The 21089-nt window shown below is 37.7% G+C and carries 24 protein-coding genes; 11 read left to right on the top strand and 13 right to left on the bottom strand.

The annotated features are described in order from the left end of the window. Positions 1-271: 271 nt before the first annotated feature. From gap to pfkA, 3 genes are read right to left on the bottom strand one after another with little or no spacing between them, the layout of a single operon-like run. Complete coding sequence (gene gap / locus EZ449_RS19015) at positions 272-1270, bottom strand: type I glyceraldehyde-3-phosphate dehydrogenase (protein WP_108200907.1); 999 nt, start codon at positions 1268-1270, stop codon at positions 272-274. A 7-nt stretch (positions 1271-1277) separates the two neighbouring features. Continuing rightward, the gene (locus tag EZ449_RS19010; protein ID WP_131561881.1) at positions 1278-2120 is read right to left on the bottom strand and encodes a hypothetical protein; all 843 of its coding nucleotides are present in this window, start codon (positions 2118-2120) and stop codon (positions 1278-1280) included. Then, the gene (gene pfkA, locus EZ449_RS19005) at positions 2120-3106 is read right to left on the bottom strand and encodes a 6-phosphofructokinase (protein ID WP_131561879.1); all 987 of its coding nucleotides are present in this window, start codon (positions 3104-3106) and stop codon (positions 2120-2122) included. Before pfkA ends, EZ449_RS19010 begins: the two co-directional genes overlap by 1 nt. Positions 3107-3217: 111 nt before the next feature. Between pfkA and EZ449_RS19000 the strand changes: the two genes are divergently transcribed. Next, entirely contained in the window at positions 3218-3907 is a 690-nt protein-coding gene (locus tag EZ449_RS19000) for an NUDIX hydrolase (RefSeq protein WP_131561877.1), read from the top strand. 252 nt (positions 3908-4159) lie between these two features. Here the strand turns inward: EZ449_RS19000 and EZ449_RS18995 are convergent, their stop codons facing one another. Continuing rightward, positions 4160-5020: an N-acetylglucosamine kinase gene (locus EZ449_RS18995; protein WP_131561875.1), complete on the bottom strand. Its 861-nt coding sequence runs from the start codon at positions 5018-5020 to the stop codon at positions 4160-4162. 218 nt (positions 5021-5238) lie between these two features. On the opposite strand from EZ449_RS18995, the gene EZ449_RS18990 reads away from it, so the two are divergent. Genes EZ449_RS18990 through EZ449_RS18980 form a run of 3 tightly spaced genes read left to right on the top strand, consistent with a single transcriptional unit; the run spans position 5239 to position 8390 of the window. After that, positions 5239-6261, top strand: a complete 1023-nt coding sequence (locus EZ449_RS18990; protein WP_131561872.1) for a threonine aldolase family protein — start codon at positions 5239-5241, stop codon at positions 6259-6261. 25 nt (positions 6262-6286) lie between these two features. Then, positions 6287-7795 carry an acetyl-CoA carboxylase biotin carboxylase subunit gene (accC, locus tag EZ449_RS18985; RefSeq protein WP_131561870.1) on the top strand — a complete coding sequence of 503 codons (1509 nt, stop codon included), beginning with the start codon at positions 6287-6289 and terminating at the stop codon, positions 7793-7795. 10 nt (positions 7796-7805) lie between these two features. Beyond that, entirely contained in the window at positions 7806-8390 is a 585-nt protein-coding gene (locus EZ449_RS18980; protein WP_131561862.1) for a riboflavin synthase, read from the top strand. A 71-nt stretch (positions 8391-8461) separates the two neighbouring features. Here the strand turns inward: EZ449_RS18980 and EZ449_RS18975 are convergent, their stop codons facing one another. Beyond that, positions 8462-8920: a MaoC family dehydratase gene (locus EZ449_RS18975; RefSeq protein WP_131561858.1), complete on the bottom strand. Its 459-nt coding sequence runs from the start codon at positions 8918-8920 to the stop codon at positions 8462-8464. 364 nt (positions 8921-9284) lie between these two features. On the opposite strand from EZ449_RS18975, the gene EZ449_RS18970 reads away from it, so the two are divergent. From EZ449_RS18970 to EZ449_RS18950, 5 genes are all read left to right on the top strand, one after another. Continuing rightward, positions 9285-11927 (top strand): glycoside hydrolase family 78 protein, encoded by a 2643-nt coding sequence (locus tag EZ449_RS18970; protein WP_131561856.1) that lies wholly within the window; start codon positions 9285-9287, stop codon positions 11925-11927. A 19-nt stretch (positions 11928-11946) separates the two neighbouring features. Continuing rightward, a complete protein-coding gene (locus EZ449_RS18965; protein ID WP_225872372.1) occupies positions 11947-13188 on the top strand; it encodes a glycosyltransferase WbsX family protein in 1242 nt (413 codons plus the stop codon). 65 nt (positions 13189-13253) lie between these two features. Continuing rightward, positions 13254-14126, top strand: a complete 873-nt coding sequence (locus EZ449_RS18960; protein ID WP_131561854.1) for a sugar phosphate isomerase/epimerase family protein — start codon at positions 13254-13256, stop codon at positions 14124-14126. A 173-nt stretch (positions 14127-14299) separates the two neighbouring features. Beyond that, the gene (locus EZ449_RS18955) at positions 14300-14620 is read left to right on the top strand and encodes a hypothetical protein (RefSeq protein WP_131561852.1); all 321 of its coding nucleotides are present in this window, start codon (positions 14300-14302) and stop codon (positions 14618-14620) included. 72 nt (positions 14621-14692) lie between these two features. Then, positions 14693-15154, top strand: a complete 462-nt coding sequence (locus tag EZ449_RS18950) for a DUF4268 domain-containing protein (protein WP_131561850.1) — start codon at positions 14693-14695, stop codon at positions 15152-15154. Here the strand turns inward: EZ449_RS18950 and EZ449_RS18945 are convergent. Beyond that, positions 15151-16299 carry a tetratricopeptide repeat protein gene (locus EZ449_RS18945; protein WP_131561848.1) on the bottom strand — a complete coding sequence of 383 codons (1149 nt, stop codon included), beginning with the start codon at positions 16297-16299 and terminating at the stop codon, positions 15151-15153. The two genes, EZ449_RS18950 and EZ449_RS18945, sit on opposite strands and share 4 nt — an antisense overlap. 134 nt (positions 16300-16433) lie before the next feature. Here EZ449_RS18945 and EZ449_RS18940 point away from each other — a divergent pair, with 134 nt between their 5' ends. After that, complete coding sequence (locus tag EZ449_RS18940) at positions 16434-16730, top strand: hypothetical protein (RefSeq protein WP_131561843.1); 297 nt, start codon at positions 16434-16436, stop codon at positions 16728-16730. A gap of 23 nt (positions 16731-16753) precedes the next feature. Continuing rightward, positions 16754-17344: a porin family protein gene (locus tag EZ449_RS18935; protein WP_131561841.1), complete on the top strand. Its 591-nt coding sequence runs from the start codon at positions 16754-16756 to the stop codon at positions 17342-17344. Between the two features lie 72 nt (positions 17345-17416). On the opposite strand, the gene EZ449_RS18930 is transcribed toward EZ449_RS18935, so the two are convergent. The 7 genes from EZ449_RS18930 to EZ449_RS23335 form a co-directional block, all read right to left on the bottom strand. Next, positions 17417-18328 carry a YihY/virulence factor BrkB family protein gene (locus tag EZ449_RS18930; protein ID WP_131561839.1) on the bottom strand — a complete coding sequence of 304 codons (912 nt, stop codon included), beginning with the start codon at positions 18326-18328 and terminating at the stop codon, positions 17417-17419. Between the two features lie 76 nt (positions 18329-18404). Continuing rightward, positions 18405-18803 carry an META domain-containing protein gene (locus EZ449_RS18925; protein ID WP_131561836.1) on the bottom strand — a complete coding sequence of 133 codons (399 nt, stop codon included), beginning with the start codon at positions 18801-18803 and terminating at the stop codon, positions 18405-18407. A 148-nt stretch (positions 18804-18951) separates the two neighbouring features. Further along, a complete protein-coding gene (locus EZ449_RS23345) occupies positions 18952-19233 on the bottom strand; it encodes a GNAT family N-acetyltransferase (RefSeq protein WP_262711144.1) in 282 nt (93 codons plus the stop codon). A 34-nt stretch (positions 19234-19267) separates the two neighbouring features. After that, positions 19268-19411, bottom strand: a complete 144-nt coding sequence (locus EZ449_RS23340) for a hypothetical protein (protein ID WP_262711145.1) — start codon at positions 19409-19411, stop codon at positions 19268-19270. A 76-nt stretch (positions 19412-19487) separates the two neighbouring features. Then, complete coding sequence (locus tag EZ449_RS18915) at positions 19488-19829, bottom strand: DHCW motif cupin fold protein (protein WP_131561834.1); 342 nt, start codon at positions 19827-19829, stop codon at positions 19488-19490. A 113-nt stretch (positions 19830-19942) separates the two neighbouring features. After that, a complete protein-coding gene (locus EZ449_RS18910) occupies positions 19943-20479 on the bottom strand; it encodes a DUF4199 domain-containing protein (protein ID WP_131561832.1) in 537 nt (178 codons plus the stop codon). Positions 20480-20592: 113 nt separating this feature from the next. Then, positions 20593-21066, bottom strand: a complete 474-nt coding sequence (locus EZ449_RS23335; RefSeq protein ID WP_131561830.1) for a response regulator transcription factor — start codon at positions 21064-21066, stop codon at positions 20593-20595. Positions 21067-21089: the final 23 nt, after the last annotated feature.

The following is a 21089-nucleotide window of genomic DNA, read 5'->3' as shown; positions in this document are numbered from 1 at the left end:
TGTTAAATTTTATCAAAAATTGGAATCATATCGCAAAATGTTGTCAATTTTTAGGCTGAAATTTATTTTGTACACCTGTATGTCTCTTTTATAACGTTTATCTAATCATAAAAGTTTAAAAATTGAATAATAATTTAACATAAACTTAATTTTTTGCTCTAAAATATATTTCAATTTACAGGTAAAAAATACTTTTAAATACAAAAAGGCTACATTGGTTAACAATGCAGCCTTTCCAAAAGTTTAAAATCAGCCTAAAGGCTAAAATTTATTATAAACTAGCATAATATTCTACGAATTTTGCTAAGGCTGAAGAATATCCCCATTCGTTGTCATACCAAGATACCACTTTAACGAAGTTGTCATTCAAAGAAATACCAGCTTTGGCATCAAAGATAGATGCGTGATCATCTCCAATAAAATCAGATGATACAACCTCATCTTCAGTGTAAGCTAGCACGCCTTTCAACTCGCCTTCAGATGCTGCTTTCATAGCTGCCTTGATTTGCTCATAAGTTGCTGGTTTTTCTAGGCGTACAGTTAAATCTACTACCGAAACATCAGCAACAGGAACGCGGAAGGACATACCCGTTAATTTTCCCTTTAATTCAGGAAGAACCATGCCTACGGCCTTAGCAGCACCAGTTGATGAAGGGATAATGTTAGAGAATCCACCACGACCACCTCTCCAATCTTTAGCGGATGGACCGTCTACAGTTTTTTGAGTAGCAGTTACGGCGTGGATTGTGCTCATTAAGCCTTCAACAATACCGAAGTTATCATTTAACACCTTAGCGATCGGCGCTAAACAGTTGGTAGTACAAGATGCATTTGAAACGATAGTTTGATCTGCCGTTAACTTATCATGATTAACACCCATTACATAGGTAGGGATATCACCATCTTTAGCCGGAGCAGAGAAAACTACTTTTTTAGCACCTGCAGCGATGTGTTTTTCAGCATCAGCACGTGTTAAAAATAAACCAGTAGATTCGATAACAACCTCAACACCTACGGCATCCCATTTTAAATCTGCAGGATTACGTTCTGCAGTTACGCGAATAGTTTTACCATTTACTACCAAGTTACCATCTACAACTTCAATTGTTCCATCGAATTTGCCATGGGTAGTATCATATTTCAACATGTAAGCCATATAATCCGGCTCGATCAAGTCGTTAATTGCTACAATATCTAATCCTCTTTTTAATGCGGCTCTGAAAACCAGTCTGCCGATACGGCCAAAGCCGTTTATTCCAATTTTGCTCATTGTTTTGTTAATTAGTGTAATGTTTTAATAAATTTACTATAGGTTCTTTAATAATACTTTTAATTTTCAAATTGTATTTGCCTGCGGTATGGTGCAGGCGGTCTTCGAGTTCTGCCGCTACCTTGCCCACAAAATGCAGATCGGTTTCTCCATATTTTTCTACGATAGGCAGAATGTAGGTTTCAAAATGCTTTTCAAAAGCCTTGTCTACCATTTTAGCGATATGATCACTGTTGATATTTTGGGTAAAAAAATCAAAGAAAGAAGTCAAGAAAATATTGACCTGCGGCTTTTTGTAAATTCTTTCTAGTATTTGAGGGCGATCTAAGTTATAATTCTTAATAAATTTTGTCTCGATATCCTTTGGAAGCTTATTACCCAAAAAATCTTTTAATAACATTTTGCCCAAATAATTAGAAGAACCTTCATCGCCTAGGATATAACCCAGTCCGTAGTTATTGTTTAGCGGTTTCTTCCCGTCAAAATAAGCACAATTTGCACCACTTCCCAACATGGCAACTATTCCAGGTTTATCGAAACAGGCCGCTTTTGCAGCACCAAACAAATCATTTTCTACAACAATCTTACTGTATTTGAAAAATGATGACAACGTTTTGGCCAATTCTTCCTGTCGATCTGGAGAAGATGCTCCGGCGGCAAAGAAATAAATTTTTTTAATATTTTCTGCATTGTTTACCAGCGCAACTTTTTTATTCAAGATCTGTAAGATGGTTTTTGAATCTACAAAACAGGGGTTTATACCCGCAGTGTTGCAATGCGCTACCACTTTTCCATTTTGGGTAAGTTTCCAAAATGCCGTTCTCGATCCGCTGTAAACAACTGCTATCATTATATAGAAAGTACCTCCGTCATTTCCATCAAATCTGGCTCTAGCTTAAAGCTGTGAGCAGTTAACGCTTCAGCAATGGTAGTCATCTTGATTTCGTTGCCTTTTAGTCCAACCATTTGTCCAGATTCTCCTGCTATTAATGCATTTACGGCAGCAAAACCTAGGCGGCTTCCTAAAATCCTATCGAAACTGCTTGGACTTCCGCCACGCTGTAGGTGACCTAATATGGTAACCTTGGTATCGTAATGATCAAAGGTTTCCTTAACTTTTTTGGCGATATCGTAAGCGCCACCTTGTTTGTGCCCTTCGGCTACAATAACAATACTTGATGATTTCTTCGTTGCTGCTCCCAAAGCTAATTTTTCAATCAGTTCGGAAACACTGGTTTCTCTCTCGGGTAAAAGAACCGCTTCAGCACCGCTAGCAATTGAGCTTCTTAAGGCAATACAGCCAGAATCACGACCCATTACCTCAATAAAGAATAAGCGGTCATGTGCATCTGCAGTATCTCTAATTTTATCAATTGCCTCGATAACGGTATTGATCGCCGTATCGTATCCTAAGGTAAAATCAGAACCTACAAGATCATTATCGATGGTTCCTGGTATGCCGATAACCTTAACGCCGAAAGTTTCAGAAAAGCGTTTTGCACCAGTGAATGTTCCATCACCACCGATCACCACCAGTCCGTCGATATTATTTTTCTTTAGATTATTATAAGCAATCTGTTGACCTTCGTCTGTTTTAAATTCTAAACAGCGGGCAGTTTTTAATATTGTACCGCCCAAGTGTAAAATATTGCTTACAGAACGGGCGTCCATTGGTTTTATGTTGTCGGTAATAAGTCCTTGATAACCTTGCATCACACCAAACATGTTGATGCCATGGTAAATTCCGGTACGAACTACGGCTCTAATCGCTGCATTCATCCCTGGGGCATCTCCACCAGAGGTAAGTACGGCTATATTTTTGATATTTGGCTCCATCTTTATTATACGAATATAGTGTGTAATTTTTACACTAAGTAATTTTTTTTATTTTTTTTACTTAATATTGAAAGTCATACCTTTATCTGCTTAAAATAACTAAATTTTACCTTGGAACAAATTTTACCTCATTTAGATTCCGTATTCTCTATAGATTGTGTCCTGTTTGGATTTGATGGCAAGGAATTAAAAATCCTGCTTATTGAAAGGAATGAAGAACCGTTTAAAGATTGGTGGGCATTGCCCGGTAACATCGTTGGTCCTGATGAAAGTTTAGATCAATCAGCCTCTCGAATTTTGTACGAACTTACCGGCCTCCGTGGTATTTACATGGAGCAGTATTATGCATTTGGCGATCCCAATAGGCACCCGCAGGGTAGGGTAATTACCTTAGCCTATTATGCGCTAATTCGTTTAGGTGGCGATAAGGAACTTCGCCCGATTAGTACTTATGCCAAACGTGCCAGTTGGTTACCAATAACAGATCTTCCTAAACTGGCTTTCGATCATCAGAAGATTTATGATAAGGGGCTCGAGAAAATTAAGCGGAGGATTAAACATCAGCCAATTGCCTTTGAGCTTTTACCAGAAAAATTTACACTAACCCAACTACAACACGTGTACGAATTGGTTCTGGGCAAAAAGCTCGATAAGCGAAACTTTAGAAAAAAGATTGTGAGCTTTGGTGTGTTGAAAGAATTAGATGAAAAACAAAAGGGCGTTTCTTACCGGGCGGCTACCTTATATCGATTTGATAAAAGAAAATATGCCAAGCTTTTTGGTAAGGAAATCTCTTTTTAAATTGTATTACTAAAATTGAACTGAAACCCTCAATAAAGGCACAAACCTGCCTAACTAAACCTTATTGGAGCGGCATCCCCCGATTTTTCTTCGGGGATACAGCGGAAAAAAGGACTAACGTTAAAATAAACTACAGTTTCTGCTTTTCGAAAAGAAAGATTATTTATATTTTTCCTGGGATGGGTTAAACAAAAAAAGCTTCCGATCTGAGTTTCAAATCGGAAGCTTTCTTTATAAACCTAGATAACAAGCTTACCCTTTCGGTGCCAATTCTAAGTGATAATGAACCAAATCATCTATAGGTGAGCGGATGATTTTACCAACGCCCATTTCGTAACGATCTGCAACTATGCTCAAGATATCGCGGAAGCTATAACCAACTGAACCCACACAGTTTAGCTTGTGGTCTTTATAGTTTGGATAATGGATTACTAATGCTTCGAAAAATGCGGTAAAGGCATAGTCGATTGTGCTAAAAGCATAATCCTCATAGTTGTCCTTAAAATCGTATAAGAACTTACTAAAGCTTGCGCAGAAACGGTTTGGCAAGGGCTTATTATAGATGTTATCAAAAATATCCTCGTTGGTTAAAGCGTAGTTATCATAAAAAGCCTCACGTAAACCTTTCGGCATGTAACCTTTCATGTAATCGCTTAAAATACGTTTACCAATGTAGGAACCACTACCCTCATCACCTAGAAAGTAACCTAATGAGTCGATGTTCATGGTAATTTCAGTCCCATCGTAAAGGCATGAATTGGTTCCTGTACCTAAAATAGCAGCGAATCCTGGCTCGTTTCCAAGAAGCGCCCTACTAGAGGCAAGTAAATCATGACCAACAAAAATGGTTGCATTTGTAAAGACCTGTTTCATGGCATCTGCCACGATCTTAACGTTTCCTGGTGTTGAACATCCGGCACCATAGTAATAAACCCCAGTTAATTTCTCTCTCTCCAAGTGGTCTGGAAGAGATTCATTTAAGGACTTTACAATATATTCCCCTTTCGAGAAATAAGGATTGTAACCCTCGGTGTTAAAGTAAATTTTTCTGCCGGCCTCGTTAATCAAACACCAATTTGTTTTGGTAGATCCGCCGTCTGCAATTACTATCATTTTATTTATTTTTGGTTTTAGCACGATAAAAGTATAAAAACTCTTATATTTTGTATCCTTTTTTTTAATAATTTTTTAACAATTTGTTGTTATGTAAATTTAAGTGTGTAAAAAATACACTATATAAAGGGCTTAAGTGGCTAAAAACCTTTAAATTATACCCGAAAAAGCATTGGTCTTTTTTTTAATCAGTAAGAAATATTTTACAATCTACAGCAATGAATAAAGCGTTTTTGGATTTTAGAAGTGATACGGTTACCAAGCCAACGGCTGGTATGCTCGATGCGATGATGAGTGCCAAGGTGGGTGACGATGTTTTTGGGGAAGATGAAACTGTCCATGCACTCGAAACAAAATTGGCCGCAACCTTTAATATGGAAGCTGGATTATTTTGTCCATCGGGTACAATGACCAACCAAATTGGTATCAAATGTTTTACCCAGCCAATGGATGAGGTGATCTGTGACCAAACGGCGCATGTTTATCGATATGAAATTGGGGGAATCGCTTTTCATTCTGCTGCCTCAGTAAGGCTTTTACATGGCGAACGCGGAATCTTGACGCCAGAATTGATTGAGCCAGAGATTAACGAAGATAATATCCATTATCCAAATTCGAGTTTGGTTGTTTTGGAAAACACGGTTAATAAGGGTGGTGGAAGCTGTTATACCTTGTCACAGATCGCACCTATTCATCATCTTTGTAATATTAAGGGCTTAAAACTTCATTTGGATGGAGCAAGAATTTTTAATGCATTAACTACTACTGGAGATCATCCACACGATTATGGAAAATATTTTGATGGAATTTCTGTTTGTCTTTCGAAAGGTTTGGGTGCTCCCGTGGGTTCGGTACTTTTAGCAAGCAAGGAAACGATCCATAAGGCAAGGAAGATTAGAAAAGCTTTCGGTGGTGGAATGAGGCAGGCGGGGTTTTTAGCTGCTGCTGGCATTTATGCCTTGGATCATCACATAGAAAGATTAAAGGAAGATCATAACCATGCCAAGGATTTGGCGATAGCTTTATCGAGAACGAGTTATGTTAAATCGATTATGCCTGTTGAGACCAATATTCTAATTTTTGAGGTTGAGCAAGGCACTGCCCAAAAAATTGTGAATCAATTAAGGGAAAAAGGCCTACATTGTAGTACCACAAGTGCCAGTACCATTCGTTTGGTAACCCACTTGGATCTAACGCCGGCAATGATTGACCAAGCGATTGAGATCATCCTACATTTATAAGAGAATAATTACATTATATTATCCAATGTCAGAAAATTCGAAAACTCAAATCTCCAAATTACTGGTTGCCAATCGAGGCGAAATCGCTTTACGCATTATGCGTTCTGCAAAGGAAATGGGTATCAAAACTGTTGCTGTTTTTTCTGAGGCCGATCGCAATGCACTACATGTTCGCTACGCAGATGAGGCGATTTGTATTGGTCCGGCGCCATCTAATCAAAGTTACTTGGTGGGTGAAAAAATTATTGCTGCCTGTAAACAAACAGGAGCAGAAGCCATTCACCCAGGTTATGGATTTTTATCGGAGAATGCCGGCTTTGCACAAATGGTTGCCGATGCAGGCTTGATCCTAGTAGGTCCTTCGCCCAGAGCGATGGAAATAATGGGCAACAAACTTTCTGCAAAGGCCGCGGCATTGAAATATAACATTCCAATGGTTCCTGGTACCGAAGAAGCGATAAAGGATGTTAATGAAGCGAAAGGGCGAGCCATAGAAGTTGGTTTTCCAATCTTGATTAAAGCTGCGGCAGGTGGCGGTGGAAAGGGAATGCGAATAGTAGAAAGGGTTGATGATTTTGAGGAACAAATGCAGCTTGCGGTGAGTGAGGCCACGTCTGCCTTTGGCGATGGTTCCGTTTTTATCGAAAGGTATGTTACCTCACCAAGACATATCGAAATTCAGGTTTTGGGTGATAACTTCGGAAACATTGTTCATCTTTTTGAGCGTGAATGTTCCGTTCAACGGCGCCACCAGAAAGTGGTAGAGGAAGCGCCATCAGCAATTCTTACTGCTGAGATTAGGGCCGAAATGGGAAAATGCGCTGTAGATGTGGCCCGTTCGGTAAATTATACTGGCGCTGGAACGGTAGAGTTTATCCTCGATGAAAACCTCGATTTTTTCTTCCTCGAAATGAATACCCGTTTGCAGGTAGAGCATCCGGTAACTGAACTGATCACGGGAATTGATCTGGTGAAAGAGCAGATCAAGATTGCTTCTGGCGAAAAATTAAGCTTTACCCAAGAGGATCTGAAGATTAGTGGCCACGCCATAGAACTTCGTGTTTATGCAGAAGATCCGAATAATAATTTTCTCCCAGATATTGGTACACTACAGACTTATAAAACACCAAAGGGAAATGGCGTAAGGGTTGATGATGGATTTGAGCAGGGCATGGAAATTCCTATTTATTACGATCCGATGATTGCCAAATTGATTACTTATGGCAAGGATAGGGAAGAGGCAATTAACAGAATGATCAGGGCAATTGAGGAATATGAGATTACGGGGATAGAAACTACGTTGGATTTTGGTAAATTTGTAATGCAGCATGAGGCCTTCAAAACAGGGGATTTTGACACCCATTTTGTCGGAAAATATTTCAAGCCAGAAAGTTTAAAAGCACAGGATGAAACCGAAGCCTTAATTGCAGCAGTAATCGCGGCAAGGATTTTCGGAAATTATAGTGTTGTTAATCAGCCTGTTGAAACGATTGCGCAAACCTCCAATTGGAGGAAAAATAGATTAAAATATTAGCAAAATAAAAATGTTTACCGGAATTATAGAAACGCTTGGCGAGGTAACTGCCATCAAAAACGATCATACTAACATTCATTTTACCATTTCATCGGCCATTAGCCACGAGTTGAAAATCGACCAAAGTGTGGCCCATAACGGCGTTTGCCTAACAGTGGTAGCATTAAATGATGGAAACCATACGGTTACCGCTATTGATGAAACCTTGAGCAAAACCAATCTTGATGATTTAAAGGTTGGCAGTAGGGTAAACCTAGAGCGGTGCATGCAAATGAACGCTCGCTTGGATGGACATATTGTTCAAGGCCATGTAGATCAGACTGCAATTTGCGTTAAACGAGAAGAATTGGATGGAAGCTGGGAATATCGTTTTAAGTACGATTCCGCTGCTGGTAATGTAACTGTAGAAAAAGGCTCTGCCTGCATAAATGGCATCAGCTTAACGGTTGTAAATTCTGCGGATAATGAGTTTTCTGTTTTTATTATTCCCTACACTTTCGAGCACACCAATCTTCAGGAGGTAAATGTTGATGATACCGTAAACCTAGAGTTTGATATTATTGGTAAATATGTTGCCCGTTTAATGAATAAGTAGGATAAGCGGCTATAGCTTATCCAGCCTTTGTTTTTATTTCAGTTTTATTAAACAGAATATTCAGCCCAACTCTATATAAAATGATAAAGGAATACCACATTACCAGTGTAAACGGGTTTTACCTTTCCCTTTGTGCAAAGTGTTGCCTGAATAACAACTTTTGTTATCCCCCGAAGATCGGATATTGAAATTAGTTTTGCCTTTAACTGTACTTCCTCACCAGATAAGGCAGGCTGGCCAAATTTAAAATTTTCGATGCCGTAATTTACCTCCATTTTAACGTTTCTGATATCGGCAATCTGTTTCCAGAGATATGGAATAAGCGACAACGTTAAATATCCGTGGGCGATGGTACAACCAAAAGGGCTTTCTGTCTTTGCTTTTTCCTGATCAGTGTGTATCCACTGAAAATCCAAGGTAGCATCAGCGAATTTATTTATTTGTTGTTGATCGATAGTATGCCAGTCAGATACCCCAATTTCCTTACCCAAAAATGCCTTGTATTCTTCGAAACTGTTAATGATGAGCATAGTTTTTTATTTTAGCCACTATGAATTTCCTCAAGTGGTTTTTATTATCAAATTATATTTAGTTAAATGCAAAAATACCTGATTAGAAAAATTAATTAAATCAGTAGAGTATCATCGCAGATCAAATAAACGAAATTTTGTTGAATTTCAAATAGAAATTAATTAATGCGTTTGGAGATGTTAACGATGGTTTATTAGGTAAACAAAGAACAATGCGTTAATCATTGAACGTTTTTTATTAAGCTTTTTTTAATGTTACAGGCGTTATTGTAACGCTTAATTTTGCAGGACAGTGCATGATGGATGGCTGAAGAATATTTGCAATAATCGCATTGTTAAGACATAAAATTAACGCTAACCACATATGAGCAACCTTTCTACTATTTCAAGAGCAGCTTTCACCATTGCCTTGCTATTTTCCTTTGTAACAAATGCATTGGCGCAAAAAATCTCCGTTAAGGATTTAACCGTTGAACATTTAGTAAATCCTTTTAGTATCGATAATGCACATCCTCGGTTTAGTTGGAAGTTGGTTTCCAATATTAAGAATACTACACAAAAGAGTTATGAGATTAAATTAGGAAGTACTGAAAAGGCAACCTCTTGGAGCTCGAAAGAAAGCAGTGATCAATCAGTTCTCATTGAATATAGTGGAGATGAGCTCAAATCAAAAACCACCTATTATTGGCAGGTTCGAGTAACCGATAATCATGGCAACACCTCAGCTTGGTCGCCAATTCAGCATTTTAAAACAGGCTTAAAACCCGAAGATTGGAGCGCTAAGTGGATTACAGTTGAGGGAAATGATACCTCATTCGCCTCTCCGCTTATTAGAAAAGAAATAGACTTAAAAAAGAAAGTCCTTTCTGCAACAGCCTACATTACAGCAAAGGGGCTTTACGAGGCTAGCATCAACGGTCAGAAAATAAGCAATCATTACTTTGCCCCAGGATGGACAAGCTATAAAAACCACATTCAATATCAGGTTTACGATTTAAGCAAATCCATCAAAACTGGCGCAAATGTAATTGGTGTCGCCCTTGGCGATGGTTGGTTTAAGGGCAGGATAGGTTTTGATCATAAAAAACACCTTTATGGAGATACGAGGGCATTGTTATTTCAACTTGAAATACAATATACTGATGGTTCAAAAGAGATAATCAATTCTGATGATAGCTGGAGAAGTGCCTTTGGACCAATCCGTTCTTCAAATATCTATGATGGGGAAACTTACGATGCAAGAGCGGAAATGCCTGGATGGAACATTGTTGGATATAAGGAGACTACTTCTTGGAAGCCTGTAAGAATTATTGCAAGAGGATCAGAACGCTTAGTGGGAATGAGCGGCCCGCCTGTTACCAAACATGAAGAATTTAAGGCTGTCAAAATATTCAAGACGCCGAAAGGTGAAACAGTGGTCGATTTTGGGCAAAACCTGGTGGGTTGGGTGATGGTGAGAGCAAAAGGACCAGCGGGCACAAAAATTACCTTAAAACATGCGGAGGTTTTAGATAAGGCCGGTAATTTTTACACCACCAATCTTCGTAGTGCAAAGCAAGAAAATAATTACATTTTAAAGGATAATGTGGAGCAAGTATTTGAGCCCCATTTTAGCTTCCAAGGATTTAGGTACATCAAAATTGATGGCTATCCAGGAGAGCTTAAGTTAGAGAATCTTACCGCTGTAGCCTTATATTCTGATATGAAACCTACAGGGAAATTTACGACATCAAACACGCTAATTAATCAGTTACAGCACAATATAGAATGGGGACAAAAGGGAAATTTTGTTGATGTTCCAACTGATTGTCCGCAGAGAGACGAGCGTTTAGGCTGGACAGGTGATGCGCAGGCATTCTATAATACGGCTGCTTACAATATGGACGTATCTGGCTTTTTTACCAAATGGATGAAAGATGTAAGTGCAGATCAGTTGCCAAATGGCAGCGTGCCATTCGTGGTTCCAAATGTAATTTCAGAACGTGATGCAGGTTCTGCCGGTTGGGCAGATGTTGCTACCATAATCCCATGGGATATGTATGTTTCCTATGGCGATAAAGGGATTTTGGATGCGCAATATAATAGCATGAAAAAATGGGTAGACTACGTTTCTTCTGTTGCTAAGGATAACCTTTGGAATACTGGCTTTCACTTTGGCGATTGGCTATTTTATCGCCCAAATGATGATAATGATGGCCGTGCTGCGGTAACCGATAAATATATGATTGCGCAAACGTTCTATGCACACTCCACACAATTGCTTTTAAATGCGGCAAGGGTTTTAGGTAAAAATGATGACGTAAAAAAGTATGAGGAGCTGCTGGAAAAAATCAAGTCCGCTTACATTAGGGAGTACATGACCGTAACCGGAAAATTGGTTTCCAATACCCAAACAGCTTATGTATTAGCACTTCAATTTGATATGATGCCAGAAAATCTTCGCCAGCAGGCAGCAGAAAGATTGGTTGCGAATGTGAGGGATTATGGAAATCATCTAACTACAGGATTTTTGGGAACTCCTTATTTATGCCATGTATTGAGCAGGTTTGGCCATGATGATGTGGCTTACGATCTTTTAATGCAAGAAAGTTATCCATCTTGGTTATATCCCGTTAAAATGGGAGCAACCACCATTTGGGAACGTTGGGATGGAATCAAACCAGATGGATCGTTTCAAACTGCAGATATGAACTCCTTTAATCACTATGCTTATGGCGCAATTGGCGATTGGATGTACAAGAATGTGGTTGGCATCATTCCGGTAGCTGCTGAGCCAGGCTATAAAGAAATTTTAATCACGCCTAAACCAGGTGGCAAGTTAACCAGCGCATCAGGCGAATTGGAAACCGTTTATGGATTGGTAAAATCATCATGGATAATCCAAGATGGTACTTTTAAATTAGATGTCATCGTGCCAGCAAATTCTAAGGCAACTGTTGTAATGCCCAAAACGGGCAAAAAAGAACAAATTGGTTCTGGTAGTTATCATTTTGAGTCTAAATACTAGTAAAAACAAAAATTCCAAGATGATGCATCCACAAGGCATTCTGTATATCCGAATCAATTTCTTAAGCAGAAGGTTTGCAGTAGTTTTTGGAATCTTCTTATTGGGTTTTATTGATGCTAAAGTAATTGCCCAAGAGGCAAAAGCCATCCCAAAAAAGAAATATGATGTGGCAGCTTTTGTTTACCCTGCCTACGCGAATGACGATCCAAGACTTAGGCCATTTTGGCCAAATGGGAACGGCGAATGGGAAACCGTTACCAATATGCAGGAACGATTTCCAGGTCATTATTGGAATAGAAAGCCACTGTGGGGAACAATTAACGAAGCCGATCCTGCGGTGATGAGCATGGAAATTGATCAGGCAACGAAACACGGCATTAATGTTTTTATCTTCGATTGGTATTGGTACGATGGTAGGCCTTTTATGGAAACTACCTTGGATAATGGTTTTTTAAAGGCGGATAATTCCAATAAAATGAAGTTCTACCTGATGTGGGCCAATCATGATGTGGTGAATACCTGGGATACCAGACTGAATAAATACAATGAAAACAATGTTATCTGGACTGGTAAAGTAAGTCGTGATGAATTTGAAAAAATCTGCAAGCGCAATATTGAAAAATATTTCAAGCTGCCGCAATACTTTAAGATAGCGGGCAAGCCGGTTTTTATGATATACGATATTCCGCAACTCATTGCTGGTTTGGGCGGAATAGAACAGACGGTTTCGGCCCTAAAATGGTTTAAGGATGAAACTAAGAAAGCTGTTTTTCCTGGCCTAGATCTTCAAATTACCATGTGGTCACAAAACTTAAACCATAGTGGTTTTGATGGCAATAAGGGTGCATCGCCAGGCAATGAGTTTGTTAAGAAACTGGGCTTTACCAGCGCAACCCATTATCAGTTCGTACATTTTACAGAGGTGAATGATGATTATTTAAACATTTTAGAACGAGTGAAAAAAGAGTGGTCGAGAATAGACAAAGATTTCGATATCACTTATTATCCGCATATTAGCGTAGGTTGGGACAATAGTCCCAGGACAGGAAAAAGTGCAGTAGTAATGAACAATACACCAGAAAATTTTGCAAAGGCGCTTCGCAATGCAAAGGATTTTATTGACAAACACCCAAAGCAAGCACCATTAATTACCATAAATAGTTGGAATGAATGGACGGAAACCAGCTATCTGCAACCGGATAATGTTTACGGCTACGGATATTTAAATGCTGTGAAACTTGTTTTTTTAGAAGAGAAATAGGGATTACAATAGCATTTTTTTAATCAATGTTTGCCAATTAATTTTAACCAAATAACACGAATGATATGAGATCTAGCTTCACAACATTATTGGCTTTTACAGTTGCCATGTTCATTTCAAGTTTTGTTTCCGATAAACCGGGAGTACCTCAATTGGGTATTGTAACCGATTTATCCAATGATAGCCTTGCTCACTCCGCTGGTTTTAAGTTGATTGGAGAATCTGTAAGTAGAATACTTTCGCCAACGCTAACAGATGCTGAGTTTGGTAACAAACTCAAGCAGATTAAGGAAGCAAAGTGTAAGGTATTATCCTGTAATCTCTTTTTTCCAGCCAGTTTAAAAATAGCTGGACCAAATGTTGTAGAAGCGAAAGTTCTGGAATATGCTGACGTTGTGCTTTCAAGAGCAAGGCAAGCAGGCGTAAAGTTTATTGTTCTGGGTAGTTCGGGCTCGAGGAATATCCCCGATGGTTACGATTTAACAAAAGCAAAATCGGATTTTGTTGCGTTGGGAAAAAAACTCGGTCAGGTTGCAGGAAAGCATCAGGTAACCATCGTCTTAGAAAACCTGGAGACAACGGAAACAAACTTCATTACTTCGCTTAAACAAGCTGCAGAAATTGTTCGGGAAGTGAATCATCCCAATTTTAGACTTAATGTAGATATATTTCACATGACCAGGCAGGACGAATCTCCAGCGGATATCGTTGCCAATAAAGATTTGATAGCATTTTGCGAAATTTCGGAAAAAGAGAAAAGAACATTCCCTGGAGTTGCAGGCGATGATTTCAAACCTTATCTCAGTGCATTAAGGGATATAAATTACAAGGGTTTTATATTTATTGAAGGAAGCACCAAGAATTTGTCTGCAGAAATGCCGCTCGCTTTCAAATACCTTTCTAAGCAAATTGCTGAGGTTTATGGAGAAAAAAAGTAAAATTTGATAATTGATTTTTTATAAAATAATTTATAGGTAATCATATTTAAAGTCATGGATTACGCAGAATATTCCCTAATCTAATTTCTGGTTTTACATAAAACATACAGCATTTCAAACTTAATGCGGTATCTTTAGCCTCTTACGCCTCTTTTTACTTAAAAATTTACAATATGCAACATAAAGAAATTGTCTTACAGGCAAAGGTATTTTTATACCACTTGAACAATTCAAATGACGAAAACGGAATGCGTGCTACGGAGAGCTGGAAACTCAGCCAAGTCAATGAAGAGGCCAAGGCAGAAATTGAGCATAATTATTACCCAACTGTTTCAACAATGGTAGATCCAGCGATTATGCAAGATTTTTCTGATAGCGTTCTCTTGCACTTAAAAAGTGATCAACCAAAAATTAACATTCTTGATCTAAAGGTTGATGTTCAACCAGGAGCAGCATATTTTGTTGCATTTTGTCCAACAAGGGCAAGAAGATAATTATCTTTAATCTGCTGAAAATATTTTTGGATTGGCGAATTTAAGCTTGCCAATCCACTACTATAAATAATAATGTACAGTAAAGAAGAAGCTGCTCGGTTAAAACAGCAATTTTGGATCAGTTTAGGGCAATATATGAAGCCCGTTCCCGCTGCAAGTGGTTCTACAGTTCACTGGGTAAGCTACAAAACGGGTGTAAAGAACATCATCTTTAAAATGGATGTCACCAATAAATCTGCATTCATCGCCATTCAACTTACTCATTCTGATGCTGATATCAGGCATTTAATATTCGAACAATTCGAGGAATTTAAACTGATGTTTAGCAATACCTTAAATGAGGATTGGGACTGGATAAAAGATTCTACTGATGAATTTGGCAAAACAATCAGTCAGATTTCCATGACCTTAAACCAGGTGAGCGTTTTCAACCAACAGCATTGGCCCGATCTGATATCATTTTTCAAACCAAGAATTATCGCTCTGGATGATTTCTGGGACAATGTAAAACCCGTTTTCGAAGATTTGGTTTAATCTGTTGGCTTCAGCTGTGCTATTCTATCTTTCGTATATTGTATCTCTTCTTTTTCATCTTTCAAGCTTGGCTTGCTCTTTAAATATTTGTTGTAATAGCTCAAGGCAGTTTTGGTCTGTTTAAATTTGGTATCGTAAAGTTTCGCCAAGCGATAATAAATGGTCGGGTTTGGCCTAAAGGTTAGGCCTTTTTTAAAGGCAGCTGCAGCTAAACTGAATTGGTTGTTCTCTTGATAAACCAAGCCCAATAAAGCGTAATAGCTCGAAGTATTGGGCGAAATTGCCTCGTCAATTGTTTTCTTGGTGTATATTGATGATTTGGGAAAATTTTTCAATGCCCTATAACTTAAAGCAGTGTAATATAAAGTTGCCTCATTCTGCATAGATAGCACCTCCAAGGTTTTAAATAGGTTGATGGCATTTTGATATTGCTTGGTGAAATAATAGGCCTTTGCAACATCCTTAATCACTGCGGCATCAATCAAGTCCCTTAAGAGTCTTTCTCCAGAGCTTATCACTTCGTTGTATTTTTTAAGTTGGTTTGCTATGGGAAGTTTCGCCCTCTGAAGCACCAAATTCTCAGAATCAGCCTTGATGGCAATATCCAATACCTGGTAAGCTTTCTCATATTCTTGATAAACGGAATGTACGTCCGCAAGATCTTCGGCAACATCGCCCTCCAATGGATTAATCTTATTTGCCTTCAACAGATAGACCAATTTCATCGAATCTTTTTCATTATAAAGATTTGCCAACAGCTTATAAACGTTAAAATTATTACTATCAATCTTTACAATTTCACTGTAATAGTTTTTGGCCTTTTCATTGTTGCCTCTTTTGGCGTTGATGCTTGCTAGGCTAAAAAGTATAGGCAAGTTCTGTGGTTGAGTGGCATAAGCTATGGAATAGTATTTTTCGGCCTCAACATTATTTCCTGCCATCAAAAAGCAATAACCAATCTGGGTTAAAATCTTAGTATCCTTTACATCCTCTCCATAAATACTTTTTAGGTATGTTGCGGCATCGGCATACCGCTGTGTTTGATAGAAATCGAAGAGTTTCTCTTTATCTATCGAAGTCGAAATCTGACTAAACAAAAGCGTAGAAAAAGATAACAGGAGGCAGGTAATAAATAGCTTTTTCATAGTAAGTTATTTTTAACTAATTTATTAGTTGTTTCTCGAAATTCCAAATTTGATTTGAAAATTGCCATAATAAAAACAAAAGTGCAGGGTGTGGGTTTATTATAGAAACAGTAATAACTTAAAAATAGAAACCTATGAATACCTTACAGAAATTTGAATTAATGGAGAAGATTGTGCGTGAGTTAGAAGATTTGCAAAATTCTCAAACGGCACTTATTCAAAAAATTGGTAAAATTGAAGTTGATAATATCGAATTGAGTGACAAACGTTTAGAAAAAGATTTACCTGATATGCACCAACGTTTGGCCGATAACCTTGATACTATTGTCGGAATTTTAGCTTACTTTGCAGATAAAACACAAAATTTTGGTGACAAGAACAATGTTGATGCCTTAAAAGAACAAGAGGCTATTGATAATGCCACCAGCTAAATTAACCTTAATCATCCCTTTTTATGAAATTTTTATCTTTAACAGTTGCCTGTCTTTTGGTTGGCCTTTTCGCTAGTGCGCAGGTATTGCCATCTTTCCAATTAGGTATTAAAGCTGGCGCAAACTTTTCTAAGTTTGATAGTGAGAACACCTTTAGTAGCGATAACCGAACTGGCTTTTATGGTGGTTTGTGGGCTAGGGTAGGTGCAGCAGGTGTCTATTTTCAACCAGAACTATACATATCTGGAAAAAAAGCCGATTTGGTAAGCGATGCAACTGGCCAAATAAATAAGGTACGTTTCACCAGCTTAGATGTTCCTTTATTAGTAGGAACCAAATTTGGTGCAGCAGGTATTGGATTGAGATTAAATACTGGACCCATGTTTTCCTTAATTCTTGATGAAAATCAAAGCTTTGGGCAAGCAGCAGGTAGTGTATTTAGAGCAGACTTTAAAAACCAGGCTTTGGCTTGGCAATTTGGAGCCGGTTTAGATTTAAAGAAGCTTAGTTTTGATGCCCGTTATGAACTTGGCCTATCAAAAATTAATAAATCTGGCTACCCTGGAACCAAGTTAAATCTGTTTACAGTTGGATTAGGGTATAGAATTTTCTAATCAGAGAAATTATATTTTAATATGATAAGGGCTGGTAATTATAATTATCAGCCCTTATTTTATTTATAACAATTAAGTTTCAACCTCTGTAAGTTCGTAGGCGAAGGATCCATTTTTTGGTATGATTGGGGTAGCCCTTTCCATACTTAACGCCTTTACAAACGATGCTCCAAAGTAGAAGATTAATGAGGAGTAGAAAACAAATAGCATAATTACAATTAAAGATCCTGCCGAACCGTAAATATTGCTAATGTTGCTAAGCGGTAATAAAATACGTAGGATGTACTTTCCCGCAGTAAATAAACAACCAGTTAATAATCCTCCAGAAATTGCAGCCCGCCATGTTGGTCTTCCGTTGGTAAGGTACCTGAATAGGATAGTAAACCAGGTGGTTACAATAATTACGAATACAATCTGATTGATAATGGAGGTAAGGACTAAGCCGAAAGATGGGGAGTTTGTTTTCAGGTATGCGCCTATATAAGCCTGTACACTATCGGCCAATAAACCAACAAAAAATAAAATTCCTACTAGCAAGATAATTGTAACTGAAATTGCTCTCGATTTTAGGGTATTGATTATTTTCTTATGCTCGTTATGCCCAATATTCCAAATTTGTTCGAGAGAGTTCTTGATCACATTAAACAGTGTTGTGGCTACAAAGAAAAAGAACACAAAACTTAACGTTGTAATGTACCAAGGTTGATCAACCCCGCGAATATTTCTAAGGGTCATTCTAATTTGTGTAATGCTTTGATCATCAAGAATGCTTGACAAACGCTCAAATAAATTGGTCGCCAACAAGCGTCTATCTGTGAACATTCCAAATAGTCTAATCAAGATAATTAATATTGGGGGAAGGGCAAAGTTTGTAAAAAATGCCGTTGCTCCAGCCAAGCGCAGTGGATCGTTTTTTTGAAAGAGTACAAATGCTATTCTTACCGTACCGAAGAAAAAACTAACATTTTCTTTAATTGATGGCATGCGTTCAGCGTTAAGTTTAAGCTTGCAAAAATACTAATTTTAGCTGGAGCTTAAACTCGGTTAAATGTTAAAGTGGTTAATTTGCCTTGGTAAAAGTCAAAATTGTTTTATCTCCGTTTAGCAAATAAAGCTTATCTATGGTAACCTTAGCGCCATTAACTTGGTTCAAGGCCTGCAAATAGGAGCGTTCTGCAGCATCAGTTTCCTGACAAAACATCTTTGTGCCAAAAACATTCTTAACCATAATTTTATTGTCTGCAATTTCAGCTTGGCCACCATAATTATTACAAAATGATTTTCCGCTAACCCTTAAACTATCGGCAAAATTTAACGTTGCTTTTGCTGTTGATGGCAGGGTCATTCCAGGCAATTCAGATAATTCCCATTTGGTGTTCTCCAATTTCTTTGGATCGATCTTTTCTAGACAAGCGCTTAATAAACAGATCAGCAGGCCGCAGATGATAAAATTCTTCATAAGTTTAGATTTTTAATGATAGCAATTTACATCAAAAACTAAACCAAGAAGAAAGTTGAATGAATAAAACATTGGATTGATAAAATTACCTTATTACAATTTCAGTATGATTACTTGACTTCTTTGGCAAAACTCAGGCTTTACTTGGCTAAAATTGATTTTCAATCTTCATCCAATGATGCATCCGTTGCTCGTAGTCAAATTGTTCTATCTTTTTTAACCCGATTTTTTCGAGTACATGTATAGAACTAAAATTTTCTACATCAGCAATGCCAATAATTTCTGGAAGATTCAATACCTTAAATCCATATTCAATTACAGCTTTTGCAGATTCAGTTGCATAGCCTTTTTTCCAGGAATTGCGTATAAAGCGATAGCCAATATCATAATAGTTGGTGTAACCATTAGTCTTTTCAGTGATAAGTTTCAAGCCAGACCAACCAACAAAATCGCCTGTAGATCTTTCAGTTTACTGCCCATCTACCTATGCCGTTTTGAGTATATTGATTTTGGATAAACTTTATATTTGAAATGCTTTGCTCAATTGTTGAAATTGGATTATTCCCTAGAAACTTATGTACTTCTGGATCATTATCCAACGTAAACATTCCATCAGCATCTGTCAGGTTAAGCTCTCTGAGTATGAGTCTCCGGGTTTTTATCATCATACATTATGCTTTTTCATTAGGGTTTTAAAAAATCACCATCAATAATTAGCAATTTTACGCCATCTGCAGCTATCGAACGGTGGCTACTTAAATCATCAGAAACTACATACGTCATCCCCGCTGATAAACTAAAAGAAGTTCCGTCTTGTAATTCGCTAGTAAAGCTCCCAGCTAAACATTGTACAATGTGGCCTTTTTTGCACCAATGATCTGCAAGGTAACCTGCTGAATACTCTACGATTCTAATTCTCAATCCATCGAGGTTTAAGGTTTGCCAAGTTGCTGTGCCTGTTTCTCCAAGATGGACTGTCTTTTGTATTTTAGTCCAATCGATATTGGTAAAGGGTATCTTGTACATCTCTAAATTTTTTAGAAATGTAATTAGAAAAATTTAAAACCAACATGAAAAACTAATATTTGCGCATCACGTCTTAATATCTTCATCAAAAAAGGGATAGGATCATCAACTGGTTACATTGGACTTAAGCTGACGTTTTGCTTTCTTTTCAAAATAAGTGCGCTAATGGTAGAAATAATTATTCCTACCGGTAAGATTTCCATATACGTGAATAGTACAACCAAAAGTGGATTATTGTACATTTCCTTATATTCTGCTAACTCTTGTGTTTGTTTTGCCATTTCTGTTGCATTTGCTCCACTTTTCTTAGTTTCCAAAAGCATGTGCTCAACATACTTATCCATAAAATCTGGAATGAAGAAGTAATATTCAACTAGCCAAACAATTACATAAATACTCGAGGCAATAATTGTGATCAACAGGCCGATCTTAAACCCCTTAACAAAAGTTATGGTACCATCATTGTATTTATCTCGGTGGTTTTTAATGCCAACGAATATAAATGAGAATGCCAACACCATTGCTGCATATCCAAGAATCATGCTGCCCTCAAAATCCTGATTATTGTAGCATTTTGCTATCGAAAATGCCATTAAGGAGGTTACAATCAAGCCTGCAATTAATCCGAATACAATTACTGTTTTTTTCATTTGTTAAGGTTTTAAGTTGATGCGACAAAATTGGTCCTAATTTTTTTTTAAACACTCATACTTTAGGATGATTTTAGGTTTTACCCGACTTTTCATACCTAAGGATGATTATGTTAAGGAATGAGCTGAAGACGTTTTGATACTTCAATTGCCTGTGTCCGTCGGCTAACCTCAAGCTTTTCGAAAAGTTTTGATGAATGCGTTTTAATGGTATTTAGCGATACAAATAAGCGGTTAGCAATTTCCTGATTACTTAAACCACTTGCCATTAACTGCAGAACCTCTAATTCTCGCTTGCTGATATTAAGCCTGTATAGTTCTGTTTTATTTAGCACAAAGTGATCCGGCTTATCTCTATAAACCTCTTTCTCGATTAATATAGTTTTTGGTTTGCTAAATTTAAGGGCCAACCAGATTCCGAGTGAAGTAAAAAGTATTGCTATAGAACCTGCATATATTTCGAAAGCATGATTTATAATGATGAAGCGAAGTTCAAGCCACTTCAATAGCAAAAGAAGCGCTGCCAAGGAAATGCCATAAAGCGTGATGCTTGTATTCTTGCTGATAAATCTAAAAATGATCGACATCGAAATTTCTTTAACCAAAAATA

It is taken from the genome of Pedobacter frigidisoli (assembly GCF_004331675.1).
Lineage (GTDB): Bacteria > Bacteroidota > Bacteroidia > Sphingobacteriales > Sphingobacteriaceae > Pedobacter > Pedobacter frigidisoli.
This window is presented reverse-complemented; position numbering and strand designations above follow the sequence as displayed.

Excerpts from the sequence above, each read along its gene's own strand:
- EZ449_RS18915 (WP_131561834.1), bottom strand. The coding sequence starts at position 19,829 with ATGTACAAGATACCCTTTACCAATATCGATTGGACTAAAATACAAAAG.
- EZ449_RS18940 (WP_131561843.1), top strand. The coding sequence starts at position 16,434 with ATGAATACCTTACAGAAATTTGAATTAATGGAGAAGATTGTGCGTGAG.
- pfkA (WP_131561879.1), bottom strand. The coding sequence starts at position 3,106 with ATGGAGCCAAATATCAAAAATATAGCCGTACTTACCTCTGGTGGAGAT.
- EZ449_RS18990 (WP_131561872.1), top strand. The coding sequence starts at position 5,239 with ATGAATAAAGCGTTTTTGGATTTTAGAAGTGATACGGTTACCAAGCCA.
- EZ449_RS19010 (WP_131561881.1), bottom strand. The coding sequence starts at position 2,120 with ATGATAGCAGTTGTTTACAGCGGATCGAGAACGGCATTTTGGAAACTT.
- EZ449_RS18970 (WP_131561856.1), top strand. The coding sequence starts at position 9,285 with ATGAGCAACCTTTCTACTATTTCAAGAGCAGCTTTCACCATTGCCTTG.
- EZ449_RS18955 (WP_131561852.1), top strand. The coding sequence starts at position 14,300 with ATGCAACATAAAGAAATTGTCTTACAGGCAAAGGTATTTTTATACCAC.
- EZ449_RS18910 (WP_131561832.1), bottom strand. The coding sequence starts at position 20,479 with ATGAAAAAAACAGTAATTGTATTCGGATTAATTGCAGGCTTGATTGTA.
- EZ449_RS18975 (WP_131561858.1), bottom strand. The coding sequence starts at position 8,920 with ATGCTCATCATTAACAGTTTCGAAGAATACAAGGCATTTTTGGGTAAG.
- EZ449_RS18965 (WP_225872372.1), top strand. The coding sequence starts at position 11,947 with ATGATGCATCCACAAGGCATTCTGTATATCCGAATCAATTTCTTAAGC.
- EZ449_RS18995 (WP_131561875.1), bottom strand. The coding sequence starts at position 5,020 with ATGATAGTAATTGCAGACGGCGGATCTACCAAAACAAATTGGTGTTTG.
- EZ449_RS23335 (WP_131561830.1), bottom strand. The coding sequence starts at position 21,066 with ATGTCGATCATTTTTAGATTTATCAGCAAGAATACAAGCATCACGCTT.
- EZ449_RS18980 (WP_131561862.1), top strand. The coding sequence starts at position 7,806 with ATGTTTACCGGAATTATAGAAACGCTTGGCGAGGTAACTGCCATCAAA.
- gap (WP_108200907.1), bottom strand. The coding sequence starts at position 1,270 with ATGAGCAAAATTGGAATAAACGGCTTTGGCCGTATCGGCAGACTGGTT.
- EZ449_RS18950 (WP_131561850.1), top strand. The coding sequence starts at position 14,693 with ATGTACAGTAAAGAAGAAGCTGCTCGGTTAAAACAGCAATTTTGGATC.
- EZ449_RS18930 (WP_131561839.1), bottom strand. The coding sequence starts at position 18,328 with ATGCCATCAATTAAAGAAAATGTTAGTTTTTTCTTCGGTACGGTAAGA.
- EZ449_RS18945 (WP_131561848.1), bottom strand. The coding sequence starts at position 16,299 with ATGAAAAAGCTATTTATTACCTGCCTCCTGTTATCTTTTTCTACGCTT.
- EZ449_RS18925 (WP_131561836.1), bottom strand. The coding sequence starts at position 18,803 with ATGAAGAATTTTATCATCTGCGGCCTGCTGATCTGTTTATTAAGCGCT.
- EZ449_RS23340 (WP_262711145.1), bottom strand. The coding sequence starts at position 19,411 with ATGTTTACGTTGGATAATGATCCAGAAGTACATAAGTTTCTAGGGAAT.
- EZ449_RS18935 (WP_131561841.1), top strand. The coding sequence starts at position 16,754 with ATGAAATTTTTATCTTTAACAGTTGCCTGTCTTTTGGTTGGCCTTTTC.
- accC (WP_131561870.1), top strand. The coding sequence starts at position 6,287 with ATGTCAGAAAATTCGAAAACTCAAATCTCCAAATTACTGGTTGCCAAT.
- EZ449_RS18960 (WP_131561854.1), top strand. The coding sequence starts at position 13,254 with ATGAGATCTAGCTTCACAACATTATTGGCTTTTACAGTTGCCATGTTC.